This window comes from Pseudomonas sp. KNUC1026 (assembly GCF_021650705.1).
Lineage (GTDB): Bacteria > Pseudomonadota > Gammaproteobacteria > Pseudomonadales > Pseudomonadaceae > Aquipseudomonas.
The window spans coordinates 2,020,227-2,038,738 of record NZ_CP087138.1 but is presented as its reverse complement, the minus strand read 5'-3'; the positions used below and the strand labels follow the sequence as shown (position 1 = coordinate 2,038,738).

At 64.9% G+C, this 18,512-nt stretch carries 24 protein-coding genes and 2 pseudogenes; 9 read left to right on the top strand and 17 right to left on the bottom strand.

Translation table 11 applies throughout. The annotated features are described in order from the left end of the window. Positions 1–21 precede the first annotated feature (21 nt). From LN139_RS09350 to LN139_RS09300, 11 genes and pseudogenes are all read right to left on the bottom strand, one after another. Entirely contained in the window at positions 22–1,110 is a 1,089-nt protein-coding gene (locus LN139_RS09350; RefSeq protein WP_236359661.1) for an ABC transporter ATP-binding protein, read from the bottom strand. A gap of 196 nt (positions 1,111–1,306) precedes the next feature. Beyond that, a pseudogene (locus LN139_RS09345) lies at positions 1,307–2,769 on the bottom strand (NAD-dependent succinate-semialdehyde dehydrogenase). 31 nt (positions 2,770–2,800) lie between these two features. Continuing rightward, a complete protein-coding gene (locus tag LN139_RS09340) occupies positions 2,801–3,589 on the bottom strand; it encodes an ABC transporter permease (RefSeq protein ID WP_236359660.1) in 789 nt (262 codons plus the stop codon). Continuing rightward, positions 3,586–4,512 (bottom strand): ABC transporter permease, encoded by a 927-nt coding sequence (locus LN139_RS09335; RefSeq protein ID WP_236359659.1) that lies wholly within the window; start codon positions 4,510–4,512, stop codon positions 3,586–3,588. Before LN139_RS09335 ends, LN139_RS09340 begins: the two co-directional genes overlap by 4 nt. 26 nt (positions 4,513–4,538) lie before the next feature. Continuing rightward, entirely contained in the window at positions 4,539–5,342 is an 804-nt protein-coding gene (locus LN139_RS09330; protein ID WP_236359658.1) for an ABC transporter substrate-binding protein, read from the bottom strand. 76 nt (positions 5,343–5,418) lie between these two features. After that, positions 5,419–5,589 carry a hypothetical protein gene (locus LN139_RS09325; protein WP_236359657.1) on the bottom strand — a complete coding sequence of 57 codons (171 nt, stop codon included), beginning with the start codon at positions 5,587–5,589 and terminating at the stop codon, positions 5,419–5,421. A 194-nt stretch (positions 5,590–5,783) separates the two neighbouring features. Next, positions 5,784–6,362: an MFS transporter gene (locus LN139_RS09320; protein ID WP_236359656.1), complete on the bottom strand. Its 579-nt coding sequence runs from the start codon at positions 6,360–6,362 to the stop codon at positions 5,784–5,786. After that, complete coding sequence (locus LN139_RS09315) at positions 6,323–6,616, bottom strand: hypothetical protein (RefSeq protein WP_236359655.1); 294 nt, start codon at positions 6,614–6,616, stop codon at positions 6,323–6,325. Before LN139_RS09315 ends, LN139_RS09320 begins: the two co-directional genes overlap by 40 nt. Then, positions 6,577–7,098 carry an MFS transporter gene (locus tag LN139_RS09310; protein ID WP_236359654.1) on the bottom strand — a complete coding sequence of 174 codons (522 nt, stop codon included), beginning with the start codon at positions 7,096–7,098 and terminating at the stop codon, positions 6,577–6,579. The genes LN139_RS09315 and LN139_RS09310 overlap by 40 nt, the downstream gene beginning before the upstream one ends. Before the next feature lie 72 nt (positions 7,099–7,170). Beyond that, the gene (locus LN139_RS09305) at positions 7,171–7,971 is read right to left on the bottom strand and encodes an IclR family transcriptional regulator (protein WP_236359653.1); all 801 of its coding nucleotides are present in this window, start codon (positions 7,969–7,971) and stop codon (positions 7,171–7,173) included. A 134-nt stretch (positions 7,972–8,105) separates the two neighbouring features. Next, entirely contained in the window at positions 8,106–8,495 is a 390-nt protein-coding gene (locus LN139_RS09300) for a RidA family protein (protein WP_236359652.1), read from the bottom strand. Between the two features lie 180 nt (positions 8,496–8,675). Here LN139_RS09300 and LN139_RS09295 point away from each other — a divergent pair, with 180 nt between their 5' ends. The 6 genes and pseudogenes from LN139_RS09295 to LN139_RS09270 all read left to right on the top strand — a co-directional run bounded on the left by LN139_RS09295 (position 8,676) and on the right by LN139_RS09270 (position 12,704). Continuing rightward, positions 8,676–9,563 (top strand): amidohydrolase family protein, encoded by an 888-nt coding sequence (locus LN139_RS09295; RefSeq protein ID WP_236359651.1) that lies wholly within the window; start codon positions 8,676–8,678, stop codon positions 9,561–9,563. Continuing rightward, positions 9,560–9,805, top strand: coding sequence for a hypothetical protein (locus LN139_RS09290; protein ID WP_236359650.1), 246 nt, complete (start codon positions 9,560–9,562; stop codon positions 9,803–9,805). Before LN139_RS09295 ends, LN139_RS09290 begins: the two co-directional genes overlap by 4 nt. After that, complete coding sequence (locus tag LN139_RS09285) at positions 9,802–10,425, top strand: fumarylacetoacetate hydrolase family protein (protein ID WP_236359649.1); 624 nt, start codon at positions 9,802–9,804, stop codon at positions 10,423–10,425. Before LN139_RS09290 ends, LN139_RS09285 begins: the two co-directional genes overlap by 4 nt. Then, on the top strand, positions 10,422–11,240 hold the full coding sequence (hpaH, locus tag LN139_RS09280; RefSeq protein ID WP_236359648.1) for a 2-oxo-hept-4-ene-1,7-dioate hydratase: 819 nt from the start codon (positions 10,422–10,424) through the stop codon (positions 11,238–11,240). Before LN139_RS09285 ends, hpaH begins: the two co-directional genes overlap by 4 nt. A 38-nt stretch (positions 11,241–11,278) precedes the next feature. Continuing rightward, positions 11,279–12,069, top strand: a pseudogene (gene hpaI, locus LN139_RS09275) (4-hydroxy-2-oxoheptanedioate aldolase). 140 nt (positions 12,070–12,209) lie between these two features. Further along, positions 12,210–12,704 carry a DUF1543 domain-containing protein gene (locus tag LN139_RS09270; protein ID WP_236359647.1) on the top strand — a complete coding sequence of 165 codons (495 nt, stop codon included), beginning with the start codon at positions 12,210–12,212 and terminating at the stop codon, positions 12,702–12,704. A 39-nt stretch (positions 12,705–12,743) separates the two neighbouring features. Here LN139_RS09270 and LN139_RS09265 read toward each other — a convergent pair whose 3' ends face one another. Beyond that, entirely contained in the window at positions 12,744–13,823 is a 1,080-nt protein-coding gene (locus LN139_RS09265) for an MDR/zinc-dependent alcohol dehydrogenase-like family protein (RefSeq protein WP_236359646.1), read from the bottom strand. Between the two features lie 103 nt (positions 13,824–13,926). Here LN139_RS09265 and LN139_RS09260 point away from each other — a divergent pair, with 103 nt between their 5' ends. Beyond that, entirely contained in the window at positions 13,927–14,700 is a 774-nt protein-coding gene (locus LN139_RS09260) for a helix-turn-helix transcriptional regulator (RefSeq protein WP_236359645.1), read from the top strand. Between the two features lie 29 nt (positions 14,701–14,729). Here the strand turns inward: LN139_RS09260 and LN139_RS09255 are convergent, their stop codons facing one another. From LN139_RS09255 to LN139_RS09235, 5 genes are read right to left on the bottom strand one after another with little or no spacing between them, the layout of a single operon-like run. Then, on the bottom strand, positions 14,730–15,182 hold the full coding sequence (locus tag LN139_RS09255) for a DoxX family protein (protein WP_236359644.1): 453 nt from the start codon (positions 15,180–15,182) through the stop codon (positions 14,730–14,732). Continuing rightward, positions 15,182–15,700, bottom strand: coding sequence for a hypothetical protein (locus LN139_RS09250; protein ID WP_236359643.1), 519 nt, complete (start codon positions 15,698–15,700; stop codon positions 15,182–15,184). Before LN139_RS09250 ends, LN139_RS09255 begins: the two co-directional genes overlap by 1 nt. Next, complete coding sequence (locus LN139_RS09245) at positions 15,670–15,948, bottom strand: HvfC/BufC family peptide modification chaperone (protein ID WP_236359642.1); 279 nt, start codon at positions 15,946–15,948, stop codon at positions 15,670–15,672. Before LN139_RS09245 ends, LN139_RS09250 begins: the two co-directional genes overlap by 31 nt. Then, positions 15,945–16,790: an MNIO family bufferin maturase gene (bufB, locus tag LN139_RS09240; RefSeq protein ID WP_236359641.1), complete on the bottom strand. Its 846-nt coding sequence runs from the start codon at positions 16,788–16,790 to the stop codon at positions 15,945–15,947. Before bufB ends, LN139_RS09245 begins: the two co-directional genes overlap by 4 nt. A 5-nt stretch (positions 16,791–16,795) precedes the next feature. After that, positions 16,796–17,071 (bottom strand): BufA1 family periplasmic bufferin-type metallophore, encoded by a 276-nt coding sequence (locus LN139_RS09235; protein ID WP_236359640.1) that lies wholly within the window; start codon positions 17,069–17,071, stop codon positions 16,796–16,798. A gap of 219 nt (positions 17,072–17,290) precedes the next feature. On the opposite strand from LN139_RS09235, the gene LN139_RS09230 reads away from it, so the two are divergent. Both LN139_RS09230 and LN139_RS09225 read left to right on the top strand, forming a co-directional pair. Beyond that, positions 17,291–17,875: a sigma-70 family RNA polymerase sigma factor gene (locus LN139_RS09230; protein WP_236359639.1), complete on the top strand. Its 585-nt coding sequence runs from the start codon at positions 17,291–17,293 to the stop codon at positions 17,873–17,875. Beyond that, positions 17,865–18,506 (top strand): DUF1109 domain-containing protein, encoded by a 642-nt coding sequence (locus LN139_RS09225; protein WP_236359638.1) that lies wholly within the window; start codon positions 17,865–17,867, stop codon positions 18,504–18,506. The genes LN139_RS09230 and LN139_RS09225 overlap by 11 nt, the downstream gene beginning before the upstream one ends. The last annotated feature ends 6 nt before the right edge of the window (positions 18,507–18,512 follow it).

The window sequence follows — 18,512 nt, the reverse complement described above, 5'->3', positions numbered from 1 at the left end:
CAGGTCAAAGGCGGGCAGGGTTCAGGCGCCGGCGCGCGGTACCACGATGGTGTCTTCAGGATGCAGGCGCATCAGCAGCGGCGATCCGATCGGCGGCAGGCTGGCGTTGCCTTCGTGATGGCTGGCCTGGCGCAGGCTCACGGTGGGGCCGTTCTCCAGCTCGACGAACACACGCAGGCTCTCGCCCTGGAACACGATGTCGGCCACCTTGCCGCGCAGGCGGTTCCATTCCGGGCCGGCGGCGGGGTTGTCCAGCAACAGCTTTTCCGATTGCAGCGCCAGGAACAGCTCGCCCGCCGCCGGCACCGGGCGGCTGGTGCGCAGCGCCACGTTGCCCAGGTGCAGGCCATCGCTGCCCTGGCGTTGCAGCGGCACCAGCGTGCTTTCGCCGATGAAGCTGGCGACGAAATCGTCGGCCGGGTGATCGTGCAGGCGCCGTGGGGTGTCGACCTGCACCAGCTCGCCGCCGCGCATGATCGCGATGCGGTCGCTCATGGTCAGCGCCTCGCGCTGGTCGTGGGTGACGTAGATCATCGTTGCGCCCAGGCGCTTGTGCAGGGCGCGCAGTTCGATCTGCATGGTTTCGCGCAGCTGTTTGTCGAGCGCGGAGAGCGGCTCGTCCATGAGAATCAGCTTGGGCTCGAAGACGATCGCCCGGGCCAGGGCCACACGCTGGCGCTGGCCACCGGAAAGGGCCGCGATGGAGCGCTGTTCGTACCCGCTCAGCTCCACCGTGGCCAGTGCCTGGCGCACCCGCTCGGCACTGCGCGCAGCGCTTTCGCCACGGGCACGCAGCGGGAAGGCGACGTTCTCGCCCACGGTCATGTGCGGGAACAACGCGTAGTTCTGGAACACCACGCCGATCTCGCGCTTGTGCGGCGGCATCAGGGTCACATCTCGGTCGCCGAACAGGATGCGCCCGGAGCTGACGCGGATGAAGCCGCCGAGGATGCTCAACAGGGTGGTCTTGCCGGAGCCGGAGGGGCCGAGCAACGACATGAATTCACCGGCCTGGACCTTGAGGTCGACGTTGTTCAGCGCCTTGAGGTTGCCGTAGTGCTTGCAGACGCGCTCGACGGTGACGGATTCGAAACCTTGGGTGAGGCTCATGGTGATTCTCCTGGGGTTCGATCATTGATAAGTAAGGTGTTGCACTTCGCCCGGCAAGCCGGCCTCCCACAGGGGGAAATGTGGAACCTGCAGTGGGAGGCCGGCTTGCCGGGCGACGAGCCGGCCCCCCACAGGGCAAAATTCCAACATGTGGGAGGCCGGCTTGCCGGGCGACATGCAACGGGCAACGGGGGCCTCAGGCCCCCAGCCCACCGATGTGCCAGGCCTTGACCTCGAGAAACTCGTCCAGCCCATACTTGGAGCCCTCCCGGCCGGTACCCGACTGCTTCATCCCCCCGAACGGTGCCACTTCCATGGAGATCACCCCGGTGTTGAGCCCGACCATGCCGAACTCCAGCCGCTCGCCCACGCGCCAGGCGCGGCGCATGTCCTGGGTGAAGTAGTAGGCGCCCAGCCCGTACGGGGTGGCGTTGGCCAGGGCAATGGCCTCGGCTTCGTCGTCGAAGGGGAACAGCGGCGCCACCGGGCCAAAGGTTTCTTCACTGGCCAGCAGCATGTTGGCGCTGGCGTTGCCGAGGATCGTGGGTTGCACGTACAGGCCATCGTGGGCCGGCAGGCCGCCGCTGATCACCTCGGCGCCCTTGGCTACCGCATCGCCAATGTGCCGGGCCACCTTGGCCACCGCCGCGGCGTTGATCAATGGGCCGAGGGTCACGCCTTCCGCCATGCCGTCGCCGACCTTGAGCTGCGCCACCGCTTCGGCCAGGCGCGCGGCGAAGCGCGGGTAGATGCCGCGCTGCACCAGGATGCGGTTGGCGCACACGCAGGTTTGCCCGGCGTTGCGGAACTTGCTCTGCATCACGCCGGCGATGGCCAGCTCGAGATCGGCGTCGTCGAACACGATGAACGGGGCGTTGCCGCCCAGCTCCAGGCTCAGGCGCTTGACCGTGGCGGCGCACTGGCTCATCAGCAACTGCCCGACCTTGGTAGAGCCAGTGAACGACAGCTTGCGAACACCGGGGCTTTCAGCCAACGGCGTGCCGACGCCCGCCGGCAGCCCGGTGAGCACGTTGAACACCCCGGCCGGGATGCCGACGCGCTCGGCCAGCACCGCCAGGGCCAGCGCCGAGAGCGGCGTAAGCTCGGACGGCTTGACCAGCACCGTGCAGCCCGCCGCCAGGGCTGGCGCGCACTTGCGGGTGATCATAGCGATGGGGAAATTCCACGGAGTGATGGCAGCGACCACCCGACAGGCTGCTTGAGCACCAGGATGCGCCGGTCGGCGGCAGGCGACGGGATGGTGTCGCCATAGATGCGCCGGGCTTCTTCGGCGAACCATTTGACGAAGCTGGCGCCATAGGCGACTTCGCCGCGGGCTTCGGCCAGCGGCTTGCCTTGCTCGGCGGTCATGATCAGCGCCAGGTCGTCCTGGTTGGCCATGATCAGCTCGTACCAGGCGTACAGCAGCGTGGCGCGTTCAGCGGCGGGCACTTCGCGCCAGCGAGCGAAGGCCGCCTCGGCGGCAGCGATGGCTCGCTCGGTCTGCGCCGTTTGCAGTGCCGGCACGCGTGCCACCAGGCTGCCGTCGGCCGGGTTGAGCACCTCCAGGGTGGCGCCGTCGTCGGCAGCGATCCACTGGCCGTCGGCGTAGGCGCGCTCGGCCAGCAGGGAAGGGTCACGCAACAGGGTTTTCAACATGGTCTGGGCCTTGGCAGTCGAAGGGGGCGGTTCAGCGCGGCTTCTGCCGGCCGGCGAGCATCACCAGCAGCAGCGAAGCGAGGATCAGCATCGAGCTGATGGCCGCAATGGTCGGGTCGATCTCGTCGCGCAGGGCCGTGAACATGCGCTTGGGCAGGGTCTGGTTGTCGCCGCCGGAAATGAACAGCGCGACCACGGTTTCATCCAGCGAGGTGATGAAGGCGAACAGTGTGGCGGAGATCACGCTGGGCTTGATCTGCGGCAGGGTCACGGCCATGAACGCGCGAAAGCGGTTCATGCCCAGGCTGCGGGCGACCATTTCCTGGGCCATGTCGAAATTACGCAAGCCCGCCAGCAGGGCGATGATCACGTAGGGCAGGGCGAGCATCACGTGGGCCAGCACCAGCCCGGTCAGCGTGCTGATCAGGCTGGCCCGGGCATAGACGAAGAACACCCCGGCGGCGATCAGAATGATCGGCACCATCATCGGCAACAGCAGGATGATCTGCAGCGTGCGCACAAAGCGCAGGGTGGAGTTGTTGATCGCATAGGCCGCCGCCATGCCCATCGGCAGGCTCACCAGCGTGGTCGCTACAGCGGTGATCAGACTGGTGCGCGCCGCCGACATCCATTCGGCACTGTTGAAGAACGCTTCGTACCAGCGCAGCGACCAGGCCTTTGGCGGGAACTGCAAAAAGCGCGCATCGGAGAACGACATCGGGATCACGATCAGCACCGGCACGATCAGGTACAGCAGAATCGCCGCTACCAGCAGAATGAACAGCACGCGCCCGGGGCGCAGGTAGGTCGGGATGTTCATGTCAGCGCGCCCAGGATGCGTTCGATCGGGATGACCTTGTTGATGGCCCAGAAAATCAGGAACACCACCAGCAACAGCACCAGGCCCACCGCGCTGGCCGCGCCCCAGGCGTTGTAGAGCTCGACGTTGCGCTGCACCAGCATCGACACCAGCACCGTGCGCCCGCCACCGAGCAGCTCGGGGGTGATGAAGAAGCCCAGGCAGATCACGAACACCAGGATGGAGCCGGCCATGACCCCAGGCGCGGCCATCGGCAGGAACACCCGGCGGAAGGTGTAGAACGGCCGCGCGCCCAGGCTTTGCGAGGCTTGCAGAAGGTCTTGCGGGATCTTCTTCATCACCGAGTACAGCGGCAGCACCATGAACGGCAGCATCACGTGGAGGGTGCCGATCACCGTGCCGGTCACGTTGTGCATCAGCGTCAGCGGCTGGTCGATCAGGCCCAGGTCCATCAGCGTCTGGTTGACCAGCCCGCGCCGTTGCAGCAGCACCAGCCAGGCGTAGGCGCGCACCAGCACGCTGGTCCAGAACGGGATGATCACGCAGGCCAGGATCAGGTTGGCCCAGAAGCCTTGCAGGCGTGAGGCGGCGTAGGCCACCGGGAAGCCGAGCAGAATCGCCAGCACGGTGACGATGAAGCTGATCTTGAAGGTGAGCGCGAAGGTGTCCCAGTAGATCGCTTCCTGAAAGATGCGCAGGTAGTTGGCCAGCGACCAGCCTTGCTCGGTCTGCACCGACTGCACGGCCAGCCAGCACATCGGCACGATCAACAGCAGCGCCACCACCAGCAATGCCGGCAGCAGCAACAGCAGCAGGGTCAGGTGTTCGCGGCGCTCCTCGCGCGCCAGGGCCCGCGCCTGCCCATCGGGCGGGGCGGTGTTGTGGGCCTGTGGCGCGGCGCTGGCGGAATAGGCGTTGGGCATGGCGGCCTCCGGTTCAGATGGGCGAATCACTTGGCCTGCACGAAGGTCAGCCAGCGCCGCTCGGCCTGCTCACCGGCGTCCGACGCCCACCACTGGGCCGACAGCAGCGCCTGGCGCGCCATGTTCTGCGGCGAGGAAGGCAGTTGCGCCGCACGCTCGGCGGAGATGCTGCCGGTGTCGAAGGCTTTCGGGTTGAGTGGGCCGTAATCGATGATCTGTGGCAGCGCGGCCTGCAGCCTGGCGCTGATCGCTTCGTTGACGAACTTCATCGCTGCCTCGCGGTGCGTGGTGCCCTTGAGCACGCACAGCGAGTTGGTTTCGAGCACGCCCTGGTTGTAATCGAAGGCCACCGGCGCGCCGTCGGCCTGCACCGCGGTGATGCGGCCGTTCCAGGCCTGGATCATGTCCACCTCGCCGTCGGCGATCAGTTGCGCCGACTGGCCACCGGAGGTCCACCAGGTCTGAATGTGCGGCTTGATCTGCTCCAGCTTGCGAAAGGCCCGGTCCACATCCAGCGGATAGAGCTTGTCGGGTGCCACACCGTCGGCCATCAGCGCGATTTCGAGCGTGGGCCGCGGCAGGTTGCGCAGCGAGCGGGCGCCCGGGAAGGCCTCGGTGTTCCAGAAGTCGGCCCAGGTTTTCGGCGCCGGGTGGCCCTTGGCATCGGTGCGGTAGGCCAGCACCGTGGAATAGCTGATGTAGCCGACGCTGTAATCGTCGCGCAGCTCCGGTGGCAGTTGCGCCGCGTTGGGCACCAGGGCCGGGTCGAGTTTTTCGAACAGGCCTTCCTTTTCGCCACGCAGGCAGTCGCCGGTGGGCAGGTCGACCACGTCCCAGGTGACCTTCTTGCTCTCGACCTGGGTCTTGATGATCGGGTAGGCCTTGGGCGAGCTGTCCTGGCGCAGGTCAGAGCTTCAGCGCCTTGGCCGCCGGCAACAGGATCGCCTTGCTCTGCGCCTCCTGATAGGCGCCCCCTTGCGACACGAACGTCAACTCCTCGGCCTGGGCCACGGCATGAAGGCTGCCCAGCAGGGCAGCACCGGCGCAGATCAGACGTGTGCGGGGGCGTAGCGGCATAGTGTGGTCACTCCAGCCTTGAAGGTTCGGGCGGGCCGCGGCAATTGGCACCGCGGGGCTGGGTTCAACTGTACCGAGGCCGCGGAAGGCGGCGCGGCTGAAGATGGGGGGCGGGGAGAATTTAATGGGGAATATCGGGGGTGGGGCGGCAGGATGTGCGGTGGGGTAGCAGCCCATCCTGCCGTGCGGGCGCGTCAGGGATGCGCCGCCCGGCGCTTGAGCAGCACCACCGCTGCAGCCAGTACCATGCAGGCGGCCAGCAGGTAGATGCCGGATGAATAGTGACCCGTCGCGCTCTTCGACCAGCCGATCACCGCCGGCCCGACCATGCCGGCAACGTTGGCCAGGGCGCTGATTGCCGCAATGCCCACCGCGGCTTGCTGCTTGCTCATCACCGAAGCGGGAATGCTCCAGAACACCGGCATCGCGCCGTAGGTGAAGAACGCTGCGAACACCAGCGTTGCATATGCGCCGTACCCGGCGGTGAACTGCGAGGCGATCAGGCCATAGGCAAGGGCCCCGATCAACAGGGCCGCGGCCACGAACCCGCGGCGTTGCCGGTAGCGGTCAGACAACCAACCCAGCACGATCATGCCCAGAGCACCCACGGCATACAGACCGGCCGAGTACAGCGCGACGCTGCCAGTGTTGCCACCGATGGCATCCTTGATCAGCGAGGGCGCCCAGTAATTGAGCACCACCATCGACATCACGATGGCGAAATACACAAAACTCAGCGCCAGGGTGACCGGCGAGCGCAGGATCGCCAGCACTTTGCTGGAGCCCGCATCCTGGGCAGGGCCTGCAGGCGCCTCTGTGAGTGCCTCGGCCAGCACTGCTTTTCGCTGTCGCTCAGGTAGCGTGCGCTGGCGGGTTTGTCTGCCAGCACGAACCACGCCAGCACCCCCAGCACCACGGTGATGCCGCCTTCGATGATGAACATCCACTTCCAGCCGCTCAGCCCATGCCAACCGTCGAAGGCAATCATCAGGTAGCTCGACAGCGGGCTGCCGATGACCCCGGCCACCGGAATGCCCAGGGTGAACCGGCGGTGATGCGCCCGCGCCGGGCAGCGGGGAACCAGTAGCTCAGGTAGAGGATCATCCCCGGCAGGAAGCCCGCCTCGGCGATGCCCAGCAGAATGCGCGCCAGGTAAAACCCTTCGACGCTGCTCACCAGCATGAAGCCCGCCGTGACCAGGCCCCAGAGCACCATGATGCGGGTGAGCGTGATGCGCGCGCCGAAGCGCTCCAGCATCAGGTTGCTGGGCACCTCGAAAAGGATGTAGCCGATGAAGAACAGCGACGCCCCCAGGCCGTATTGCGCAGCGCTCAGCCCGATTTCGGCACTGAACTCCAGGTGCGCGATGGCCACGTTGGAGCGGTCGATGTTGCACAGCACGTAGCAGATGAACAGAAACGGCAGGATCCGCCAGGCAACGCGGTCGAGCACCGCGCTCTGGCTGGGCGTGGCGCACTCGGCAGCCGGGCTATGGACATTGGCACGCATGGCGGTGGTTCCTCTTGTTATTGGAATGGGAACAGGCTGGGGTGTGGCTCGAAAAATGTGATGTACGGGCCGCTACGCGCCCAATGCCAATAGCCGTTTGGTAATCAGCGCGGCTTGCTCCGCCAGGATGGTTGCGGCTTCCGGCACTTTGCCCGGGGGCAAATGGCTCGCGACGGCGGCTACACTCAGCGCGGCCACGATGTCTCCGGACGCGCCGCGTACCGGCACCGAGAGAGCTGCCGTGCCCTGGGTGACACCGTGCTCTGCGTATGCGTAACCCAGCGCCTGGGCGGTGCTGACCCTGGCCTTGATTTCGTCTCTGGTCAGGTTGCACGCATCGAGGCGCGCGCGATCCAGGCCCAGCAGGTCGTCGACTTCCTCGTCTGCCATCGCGCACAGCAGCACGACCCCGGCCACCCCAACGCCCAGCGGGCGGCGGGTGCCGATGTCGATGGACATGACCTTGATCGGGAAGCTGCCCAGTTGCCGGCCCAGGCACACCGAGTCCCTGCCGTGGCGCACAGTGATGAAGGCGGTGTCTCCCAGCGCGTCGCTGAGAAATTGCAAATGCGGCTCGGCCAGCTTGCGCAGCGGTGAACGAGAGGGGCGGGCGAGGGCCAGCATCGAGATGTCGGCGCCCACCCGATAGCGGCGGGTCGCCGGGTCTTGCTCAACGGCGTTTTCGTCGCCCAGCGCTCGCAGCAGGCGGTGCACGGTGGGCCGTGACAGCCCGGTATGGCGCACCACGTCGATCAGGCGCATGCCGTGCTCCTGGCCCAGCGCCAGGACCCTCAGGATCTGGAAGGCGCGGGCCAGGGAACGGGTGGTGGCTGCGTGTTCGGTGCTTTCGGGCGCTGGGCTCTCAAGGTCCATGGGTACCTCAACGGTGAGGGCAAGGTCGGTTCGGCTTGCACTGTAGGCTCATACTGGTTGGGCGGCGTACCGGCGACCAGCAGGGCCTGCGGATTTTGTTCCACTGTGTGGAATCTTTCATGCTTTGAGGGCGGTCAGCTGCCCATGACCCAGGCTGTGAATTCGCACTGGATCAGAAACTTCGACGGCGTGGCGGCCTGGAGGGCGTGACGGGCCGGCCGGCTGTCAGGGTCGGGAAACAGTATCAGCCACTGCGCGTTCAAGGGCGCGCGCTGCTCGCGATCCTGCAGCCATACCGTCATCTTGACCAGATCCTCCGGCGTTGCCCCGGCGGCCGCCAGAATGGCGCGTACGTGGGCAAATACATGCTGGCACTGGGTGTCGAGGTCCGGTGGCAGCTCGCCGGTCTCAGGATCATTGCCATTGATCACCCCCGACATCAGCAACGGGCCGCGCCGGCAAGCCGCCGGGATCGGGTTGGCATGGGCAAACTGCTTCAGGTAGATCGCGCATCGATCAGGCATGTCGGGCTCCACAAGGTCGGCGTTGCAAGGGCTGGCGCTATTGTTGCGCGCGCTCCGGGCAAGCCACAACCGGCAGTGCCGATAAAAGTCCACCCTGCGGAATGAAACGCAAGGGTTGTGTTGTTGGCGCCGGAATCGATTCTTACAGTCGATGCAGGCCACACCACACGAGCAACCCCCATGCCTGACTACCTTGCGTTCGACCCCCACCCACGTGCACCAGCACCCTTGCCGCCACGGTGGGCCTGCGACAGCCAGTTCCACGTGTTCGGCGACCCGAGCCGATACCCGGCGCAGCCCAGCGCGGTGTACAGCATGCCCTCGGCCACCTGGGAGGTGGCGCGCAAGCTGCATGCAACGCTGGGGATCGAGCGGGGTGTTGTAGTGCAGGCGACCACCTACGGCGCTGATCACAGCATTGTGCTGGATGCGCTCGAGGGCCTGAATGGCGGGGCGAGCGCCAAGCGCTACGTCGGCTGCGCCAATGCTGCGGTGCTGCTCGAGAGCAGCGACGCCTACCTTGCGCAATTGGACGATGCCGGCGTGCGCGGCGCCCGCTTCAGCCGGGCAGGGCTTGGCATCAGTTTCACGCCCAAAGAGCTGGAGCGCGCCCTGGGCCGCGTTGCCGAGCTGGGCTGGTATGTGAAAGTTCAGCCCTCGGCAGAGGGCATCGTCGACCAGCTCAAAGACTTCGAACACCTGAAGCTGCCGGTGGTGCTGGACCACATGGGGCGCGCCAACCCGGCGCTTGGCTTGAGCGACCCAAGCCTGGATCGAGTGCTGGGACTGCTCAGGGAAGGCGACTTCTGGGTGATGCTCTCGCTCAGCGAGAAGATCTCCAGAACCGGCCCGCCGTGGGATGACGTGATTCCCCTGGCGCAGACGCTGATCGACGCCGCACCCGACCGCTGCCTCTGGGGCAGCGACTGGCCGCATCCGATTTCGCTCAAGCAGCCGCCGAACGAAGGCCTGCTGCTGGAGTTGCTGTACCGCTTCGCACCTGAACCCGCGACCCTGGAGCGCATCCTGGTCACCAACCCCGCTCGGCTGTTTGGATTTTCCTCATGAAACTGATCACCTACACCTACCAGGGTGCAAGCACCTGGGGTGCCGTCGTGGGTGACGGCGTCATCGAGCTCGGCTCACGGCTCCCTGCCGTCGCAGGCGTTGCCGGCCTGCTGGGCGCCGGCACAGCGACCTTCGCCGCTGCCCGCTCGCTGCTCGAACAGACGCCTGCCGACTACCCCCAGTCGGCCGTGGCCTTGCTGCGGCCGGTCCCGCACCCCCGAAGATCTTCTGCATCGGCGTGAATTACGCCCAGCGCAACGCCGAGTACAAGGACGGCAGTGACCTGCCCAGGTACCCCAGCATCTTCATGCGTGTGCCGGATTCGTTCTCCGCGCCCGGCCAGGCGCTGTTGCAACCCCATGAGTCGCAGCAGCTGGACTACGAAGGAGAGATCGGCATCGTGATCGGCAAAGGCGGGCGCCGCATCCCAGTGGCCGAGGCGCTCGAGCACATTGGCGGGCTGACCTGCGTGAACGAGGGCACGATCCGCGACTGGGTGCACCACGCCAAATTCAACGTCACCCAGGGCAAGAATTTCCACCGATCAGGATCGTACGGCCCGTGGGTGGTCACGGCGGACGAGTTCTCCGGCGATTACGCAAACCTGCAACTGGTCACCCGGGTGAACGCAGAGGTGCGCCAGCAAGACACTACCGCCAGGTTGATGTTCGACTTCGCCCAGCTCATCGCATATCTCTCCACCTTCACCACGCTGGAGGCCGGCGACCTGATCGTCACGGGCACGCCTACCGGGGCCGGTATTCGCTTCGACCCACCGCGCTTCCTGCAGCCGGGCGATGTGGTCGAGGTCGAAGTGGCCGGCGTCGGCTGCCTGCGCAACCACGTGGAGGCCGAGCGATGAAGCCCTCGCTGACGGCCGAACAGACCCGCCTGGCGGCGCAGCAACTGGCCGATGCCGAGCGGCAGCGCAGGCAATGCCGGCAGTTTTCGCTGCAGTTCCCGGCCATGAACAGGGTGGATGCCTACCGCATTCAAAGCGCTTGGGTCGAGCAGCAGGTCGCGGCGGGGCGCGCCATCAAAGGCCACAAGATCGGCCTCACCTCCAAGGCCATGCGCCGCGCCGTGGGCATCGACGAGCCGGACTATGGCGTGCTGCTGGACAGCATGTTCTACGCCGACGGCGCCCGAATCCCGACTGACCGCTTCATCGAGCTGAAAATCGAGGCAGAGCTTGCGTTCGTGCTGGGCAAGCCGCTGTCAGGCCCGGGCTGCACGCTGTTCGATGTGCTGGACGCCACGGCCTACATCACCCCGGCCCTGGAGTTGCTCGACGCTCGCATCCAGCGCCGTGACAGCGAAACCGGCCGCCTGCGCGGTGTGCTCGACACCATCAGCGACAACGCCGCCAATGCCGCGATCATCCTCGGCGGCCGGCCGTTCAAGCCCGACGCCTTTGCCGCTGACGTGCGCCGGATCGGCGCCATCGTCAGCAAAAACGGCGAAGTGGAAGAGACGGGCCTTGCCGCCGGTGTGCTCAACCATCCGGCCAATGGCGTGGCCTGGCTGGCGAACCGGCTGCACCCCCATGGCGTCATGCTCGAAGCCGGGCAGGTGATTCTGGCGGGTTCATTCATCCGCCCGGTCGACGTGGCCAAGGGCGACACCGTCGTTGCCGACTACGGCGAGTTCGGCAGCGTTGCCTGCCACTTCGCCTGACGAGCATCGGCACTGGGACACACAGAAGGAAAGCCACCTTGGTCAATGAATTCAAACGCCGCCTCAAGGCCCGTGAGGTTCAGTACGGGCTCTGGCTCGGGCTGGCAGACGCCTACTGCGCGGAGCTTGCTGCCAATGCCGGGTTCGACTGGCTGCTGATCGACGGCGAGCACGCCCCCAACGACCTGCGAGGGCGCTCAGCCAGTTGCAGGCCATCGCCGCATACCCTTCGCACCCCATCGTGCGGCCGGTGTGTGGCGACGCAGCGCTGATCAAGCAACTGCTGGATCTGGGTGCCCAGACCTTGTTGGTGCCGATGGTCGAGACTGTGCAGCAGGCCGGTGACCTGGTGCGAGCCATGAGGTACCCACCGGCCGGCATTCGCGGAATGGGCAGTGGCCTGGCGCGGGCGTCTCGCTGGAACAGCGTGCAAGATTACGTGCACCAGGCCGATGAGCAGGGCTGCCTGCTGGTGCAGGTCGAGAGCCTGGAGGGGTTGGCGAATCTTGATGAGATCGCAGCGGTGGAGGGGGTCGATGGGGTGTTCATCGGGCCTGCGGACTTGTCGGCGGCCATGGGGTATCGCGGCAACCCTGGGCATCAGGAGGTGGTGAGGGCCATCGAGGAGGCGATCGGGCGGATCGTAGCGGCACACAAGGCGGCGGGCGTGTTGACTGCGGATGAGCGGTTGGCCAGGCGGTTTGTGGGGCTGGGCGCCACCTTTGTTGGGGTGGGGGTGGATGCGACGGTGTTGATGCAAGGGCTGAAGGGATTGGCGGGGCGCTTCAAAGGGCCGCAGACTGCGGCCGCGCCGAACTCGGTCTATTGAGCGCAGCCAGGCCATAGCCCGAGCCGCGCCGGCTCTGCAACGTTTGATGCGGGGCAGCGTCTGATGCTGTTCAAGCGGTTTGCAGCAGGCTCAACAGTTCGCCTGAGCAAACCCGGTGCAGGGGCAGCTGAGGGCGCGGGATGCTTTTTGTCGTAATGCTCGGGGGTACGCACCCACGGGCAAAAATCGAAGTGCACGACATCGCGTTCGTGCAGGCCGGCTCCCTGGAGCAGGCCTACCCGCAGCTCCGCGATCAATGGTTCGGCAGCCCCAAAGGCCTGCACATCGATGCCTGGATGGCCGTCGACGGTGTCGAGCATTGGCGCGTCGAGCTGAGCCCGCTGGCCCCGCCTCCAGAGTCGCCGCGGCTGTATTTCATCAACCTGGGCGGTTATGACCGCCAGGCATTTGGTGAGGCCCACCAGTATCTGCTGGTGGTCGCCCACGACAAGCGAGCGGCGATGGCCAAAGCCAAGGGGCAGGTTCTGGCGCACTGGAGCAAGCCCCACACCGACGCGGTGCTGGAGGTGGACGATTGCCTGCCGATCGATGAGGTGGAGGGGCGGTACGTGCAGTTGGTCGAGGGGCCGCATCGAGGGGTCCGTTGGCGTAACGATTACGTGGTGATTGGCTAGGCGCGGCTTGGGCCGGGCGCCTGGAGCCTGCTCATCTGCTCAAGGCCGCAGCACGGTCATCCGAAAAGCACCGGCGTCACGGGCGGCCTGCGCCACTGCCTCGTTGACCGCAGCCAAGGGGTGCGCGGTGACGTCGAAGTGGTTCAGCGGCAGCAGCTTGGCCCGGATCAACCCAACCAGCGTTGACACCGCCGTTCTGGGGTACATCCATTGCCCCATCAGGGTTATGTTGTTGCGCATCAACCAGGGGTAGGGCAGCGCCAGGTCATCTGCGCCGAGCATTCCGACACCGCCCATCAATACCACCCGGCCGTAGGGCCTCACCGTCATCGCGGCCGTACGCACCGTTCTCGCCGACACGGAGGGCGGCAGTATGTCCATCACGCAATCGATCGGCCCTTGAGCGGCGGCCTGCATGGCCTGCCGATCCTGTTGTTCATCGCCACTGAGCATCACCGGCACCACCCGGTCGCCAAAGCGCTGTACCAGGTCAGCCAGAACCGCAGCATTGCGGCCAGGCGCCACCACCCGCGCGGCGCCCATGGCCAGCGCCACCAGCGTTGCAGCACTGCCGAAATGCCCGGTCGCGCCGCTCACCAGCGCCGTTTCACCCGGTGCCAGCCCTGCCGCCAGCCAGCCGCCGTAGGGAATCAGCAGTGTGTTCAACGCGCACCACTGCGGCGCCTCTTCAGCAGTGATTTCGCCAATGGGTGCGGCGTTTTCCGTTGGTACCCTGATGACCTGCGCAAAGGGCCCATCGTGGTAATAGCGGTGCAGCTGCAGCCCGCCGTCACCCCGTGCGCTCCAGCCTTGCAACACGATATCGGGCATGCGTGCGTCGTCGCGGGAACGGACGGTGGGGTCGCAGAATACCCACTCACCCACCCGCAGCCGTGTTGCGTCCGGGCCTGTTTCCAACACCCGGCCGATAGCACCGCAACCGGGTATCAGCGGCAGTTCGATACTGTAGCGCCGGGCGCCGTTGAAGACTTCGTTCGCATAGGCCAGTACGGGTGCCGCCACAACGTCTACCAGCACTTCGCCGCTGCCTCGCACAGGCGCAGCGACTGACTCGACGACAAGGGGATGACTCAGGGACTTCAAGACAGCGGCTTGCATACGCACCTCCTGTAAAGGGAAACGCCATTGTGCGCAGTTCAGATCTGGTATCCAGGGTGGCACTTAACCTAGGATTGAGCGCTCCCCCCTTTGAAATTGAGCCATGAGCCGTAATAGAGAGTTGGGCCTGCTGCTTCGCGCCCGCCGGGAGCAGCTGTCACCTGATGCGGTAGGCATCGTACGCGGAGATCGGCGCCGCGTTGCAGGGCTGCGGCGTGAGGAGGTCGCCGAGCTTGCCGGTATCAGTGTGGACTGGTACACGCGCCTGGAGCGGGGCCGTGCCGGTTTGCCGTCAGCACATACGCTGGAAGCGCTGGCGCATGTGCTGCACTTGCCCGCCGCTGAGTACGCGCACCTTCAGGCGCTGATTCTTCCGCGCGCTCTTGCTTGTGTGCCCTCTGACGATGTTCCGGCAGCAGTGGCTCGCCTGATCGAGCAATGGAAACATCCAGCCTACCTGGTCAACGAGCGATGGGACCTGCTGGCCTGGAACGACGCAGCGGGTGTGCTCTTCGGCGAATTTGGCGTCAAGGCGAATGGCCCCAGCAACTTGCTGCGCTACATGCTGTTGGATGAAAACGCCCGGTTCGTTTTTGCTGAGGCCTGGGCGGTGGAGGCCCAGCGCATGGTGGGGAAGTTCAGGCGGATGCACGACCAGCATGCGGGCCGGCATGTCTTCGACGTGTTGATCGAGGAACTGAAGGGCGCGTCCCCGGACTTCGCAGCCTGGTGGCCTCGCCATGACATTGTGGCAGAGGGTTCCGGCCAGAAAGCTCTGCGTGATCGAACCGGCACGGTGCATGCGTTCAGCTATGTGAGCCTGCACCCTTCGGATGCACCGCAACTGCGGCTGGCGTTGTATATGCCGGCGGCGTAGGCGCAGCTTATTGCTTTGGGGCCTGGCCCTCAGCGCCAGCCGATCTTCCTGTCCAATGACCAGACGCCAGCGCCTTTAGCCGCCAGCAGCAACAACAGGCCAGCCCACGTAAGGTGCGTGGGCCATGCATCCGGGTATACGAAGATTTCAATCACCAGGGTCATGCCAAACAGTGCCAGCGCAGACATCCGGGTTGCCAGCCCAAGCACCAGCAGGATCGGAAACAGATGCTCGGCGTAAGCGGCCATGTGTGCGGCGATCTCCGGCGGCACCAGGGGCAGGGCGTATTCACTGCGAAACAGTTCGTAGGTGCCGGGTGTGAGGGTCAGGATGCCCTCAACCTTGGTTCGGCCCGAGAGGAAAAACACCGAGGCAATGCCCAGCCTTGCGATCAGCAACAGCAGATTGTCGCGGAGCAGACGCTGGAGAAGCCCAGCCAGGCCATTGGAGTGGGTGGCGTGTGGTGAGGTACTGGAATTCATCAGGCTGTCCTCGATGAAGGATCAATGGCGGCGAATGCTCGTGCAGCAAGCAATTGACCGAGCAGGTGATTGAAATCGGTATCCGGATAAGTGCGCTGAACGAATTCACAGGCCTGGTCCAGCGACACTTGCCGGCGGCAAGCATCCAGAAAGAGAGCGCTTGCCTCGTGGATGGGATGGGCCGCAACGCCATTCACATCCCCGATCAGCAGTGCACCTTCCCCCTGCCATTGAATGGGGTCGGGCAGCTCGCGGCCCTCGCGGTTGTAATACCAGAGGGTAAAAATGGGTAGGCTCGCGAACCACTGCCAGCGAGCGCTGGGGCGGGGTTGCAGCACCAGCGCTCCCAACGCTTCGGGAGGCACCTCGGCGAGGGCTGCCACGTCCAGCGCGGGCTCGATGTTCGCTGCAAAGGATTCGATCCAGAGGCGATCCAGCCGGGCGACATCGGCCAGATAAGGCAGCTCGCTCGCCGCGGGCAGGCTGTTCAGAAAGTCGGCAAAGCCATCACCATACAACACCATACGGCCGTCAGCGGGTAGCGCGTGTGCCATGTACTGATAGGCCGCATGGCTGAACCAGCCAGCGCCCACCAGCCGCTCGGTGCCGGGTAGTTTGCCTGCAACGCATCGATGCAGGCCTTGCTCACGCTGTTGCGGTAGACCGCGAACCCCGGCTGCTCGAAAACGTCCTCGTGGCCTATCGCCGGGCGCTGAAACAGGGCCGCTATGAATGCATCCTGAAATGACGCCAGGTCGCTTTTCATGGCGTTTCTCCAAGGGCATCCAACACCGCTTGTGCTTGTGAACGCTCGGTCATCAGTTGGTCAAAGGCCGGAAGGCGATCATCACGCTCGATCAGTGTGGGGCGGGTTCCGATACGTTCGATGAGCCTTCTGTACAAGCTCCACACCGGATCACTGACCTCGGCGTCGTGTGAGTCGATCAGCAGATTGCTTTGATCATCGAGGCTGTGCCCGGCCAGGTGGATTTCCATGATTGCGGCCACCGGGAAGTTTCGCAGGTAGGCCTCGGTATCCTGGTTCAGGTTGTGGCTGCTTAGGTAAACGTTGTTAATGTCCAGCAGCAGCCCGCATCCACTTCGCTCGCAGAGTTCGGAAAGGAAATCCGGCTCGTCAAACGCGTGCTCTTTCATTTGCAGATAGTGGCTGGGGTTTTCCACGGCTATGCGCCGCCCCAATACATCCTGCATACGTTTGATGTTGTCGGTGATACGCAACAACGCCTCGCCACTTCGGGGGCAGGGCAGCAGATCAGGGTAGTAATGGCCACGCCAGGTCGACCATGCCAGGTGCTCGGATACCAATACGGGTTTGACGGCGTCGATGAGCGATCGCAGGCGATGAAGTTGCGTAAGGCCTGGCGGGCTGCCAGCTGCCAGTGACAAGCTCACTCCGTGCAGTGAGAGCGGGTGTTGTTCAGCCACCCGCTCCAGCCATGCACGGCGTATGCCGCCGACCATGTAGTTTTCAGGGTGAACCTCGAACCAGAGCCCTTGCGCCGAGCATGCCAATGCATCGGTAAAGTGTTCAGGTTTGAGGCTCAGCCCCGCACCTAGCCTTGAGTTGAGCGGCAGGGTCGACGGCATGGGCGTCAGGCGCTTTTAGGTGTGAGGGAGCCATTGCCTTTGGGTGTCATGATGGTTGTGCACGTGCCGGCCGGAACCTGTTTCCAGGAGTTGCCTTGATAATCCATTTTCGAGGTGCCTGCACAGGAAGTGCCTGCGCCGGCCTTGCAGTCATTCTTGCCGGCAAGGGAAACGCCATAGCACTTTTCCATTGCCGGGCCCTTGGTGGCGTCATCTGCCATGGCGCTGGTGGTGATGGCGGCAAGTGCGATGGCTGCGGCGGTGAGAGCGAACGATTTCATCGGGTTATCTCCTGGTCATTGGAAGATCACCTTGGAAGGTGACGTAGAAGTAATTCGCGCCCACTCTCGAATCGGTTACAGCCTTTGCAAATTTTTTTCCGAATGCCTCATCTGACGGGTCGCTGGCCAAGCGCTTGTTCGCCGATCAGCGCCGCTGTAGGCTTGCCCGCCAAAGCTCCCCCGGTGAATTTCCCTGGCGCGATGTAACTAGGACGCAACATGCAACGAACTAGTGGTCATGAGCATTTATCGGCGCTGGAGCAACGATTGGCGGCCCTGCTGCTGAGCGCTCAACAGGGCGATAGCGCAAGCTACCAGGCCTTTTTGAAACTGCTCTGCGGCCACTTGCGCTCGTTCATCGGCAGGCGCCTGGGGCGGCGGCCCAGCGAGGTAGAGGACCTCGTCCAGGAAGTGCTGTTGGCCGTTCATAACGCCCATCACACCTATCAGCCCGATCAGCCGGTTACTGCCTGGATTCATGCCATCGCACGCTACAAGCTGGCAGATTACTTTCGCGGGGCAGGGCGCAGGGATGAACGAAACGAGCCGCTGGATGAGCAATCGGATCTGTTCGCCCACTCCGATGAACAGCATGTGGAGGCCAACAGGGATCTGGGCCGGTTGCTGCAGCAGTTACCCGACAGGGAGCGCCTGCCCATCGTTCATGTGAAGCTTGAGGGCCTTTCAGTGCAGGAGGCTGCCACTCTCATCGGGCAGTCCACTTCAGCGGTGAAGGTGAATATTCACCGGGGGCTTAAGGCACTGGGGGCGTTGATCCGAGGAAAGCGTGACCATGAGAACTGATGATTTGATTGCGCTGCTGGCGGCAGAGAGCGGCAAGGTAGACCGGCATTTGCTTGCGCGCCGCCTCGCGTTGGCCGTGATGATTGGCGTGGCAGGCGCCGCCATGCTGGCGATCGCCTTGTTCGGGATCCGGCCAGACCTTCTGGACGTGGCGCGCACACCGTTGTTCTGGGCCAAGGTGGCGTTCCCCACTGCCCTGGGATTGGGGGCGCTGTGGTTCACAGCCCGGCTCTCGCGGCCAGGGGTCGACCCTGGCGTGACCTGGTGTGTGCTGGCCTTGCCCCTGTTGCTGGTGCTGTTGGGAGGGGCGGCGGCCTTGATCGATGCGCCTGCAGAAGGCCGCACTCCGCTGGTGCTGGGGCAAACCTGGCGTACCTGCCCGTTCAATATCGCGCTGCTGTCAGTGCCTGGCTTCATCGCCAACTTCTGGGCGCTCAAGGCCATGTGCCCGACCCGCCTTCGTCTGGCGGGGGCCGGGGCTGGGCTGCTCTCTGGCGCCGCAGCAACGCTTGCGTACTGCATTCACTGCCCAGAAATGGGCGTGCCGTTCTGGGGGATCTGGTACGTGGCCGGCATGTTGATTCCGACCCTGGTGGGGGCTGCGCTTGGGCCGCGAGTGCTCAGGTGGTGATCGGGT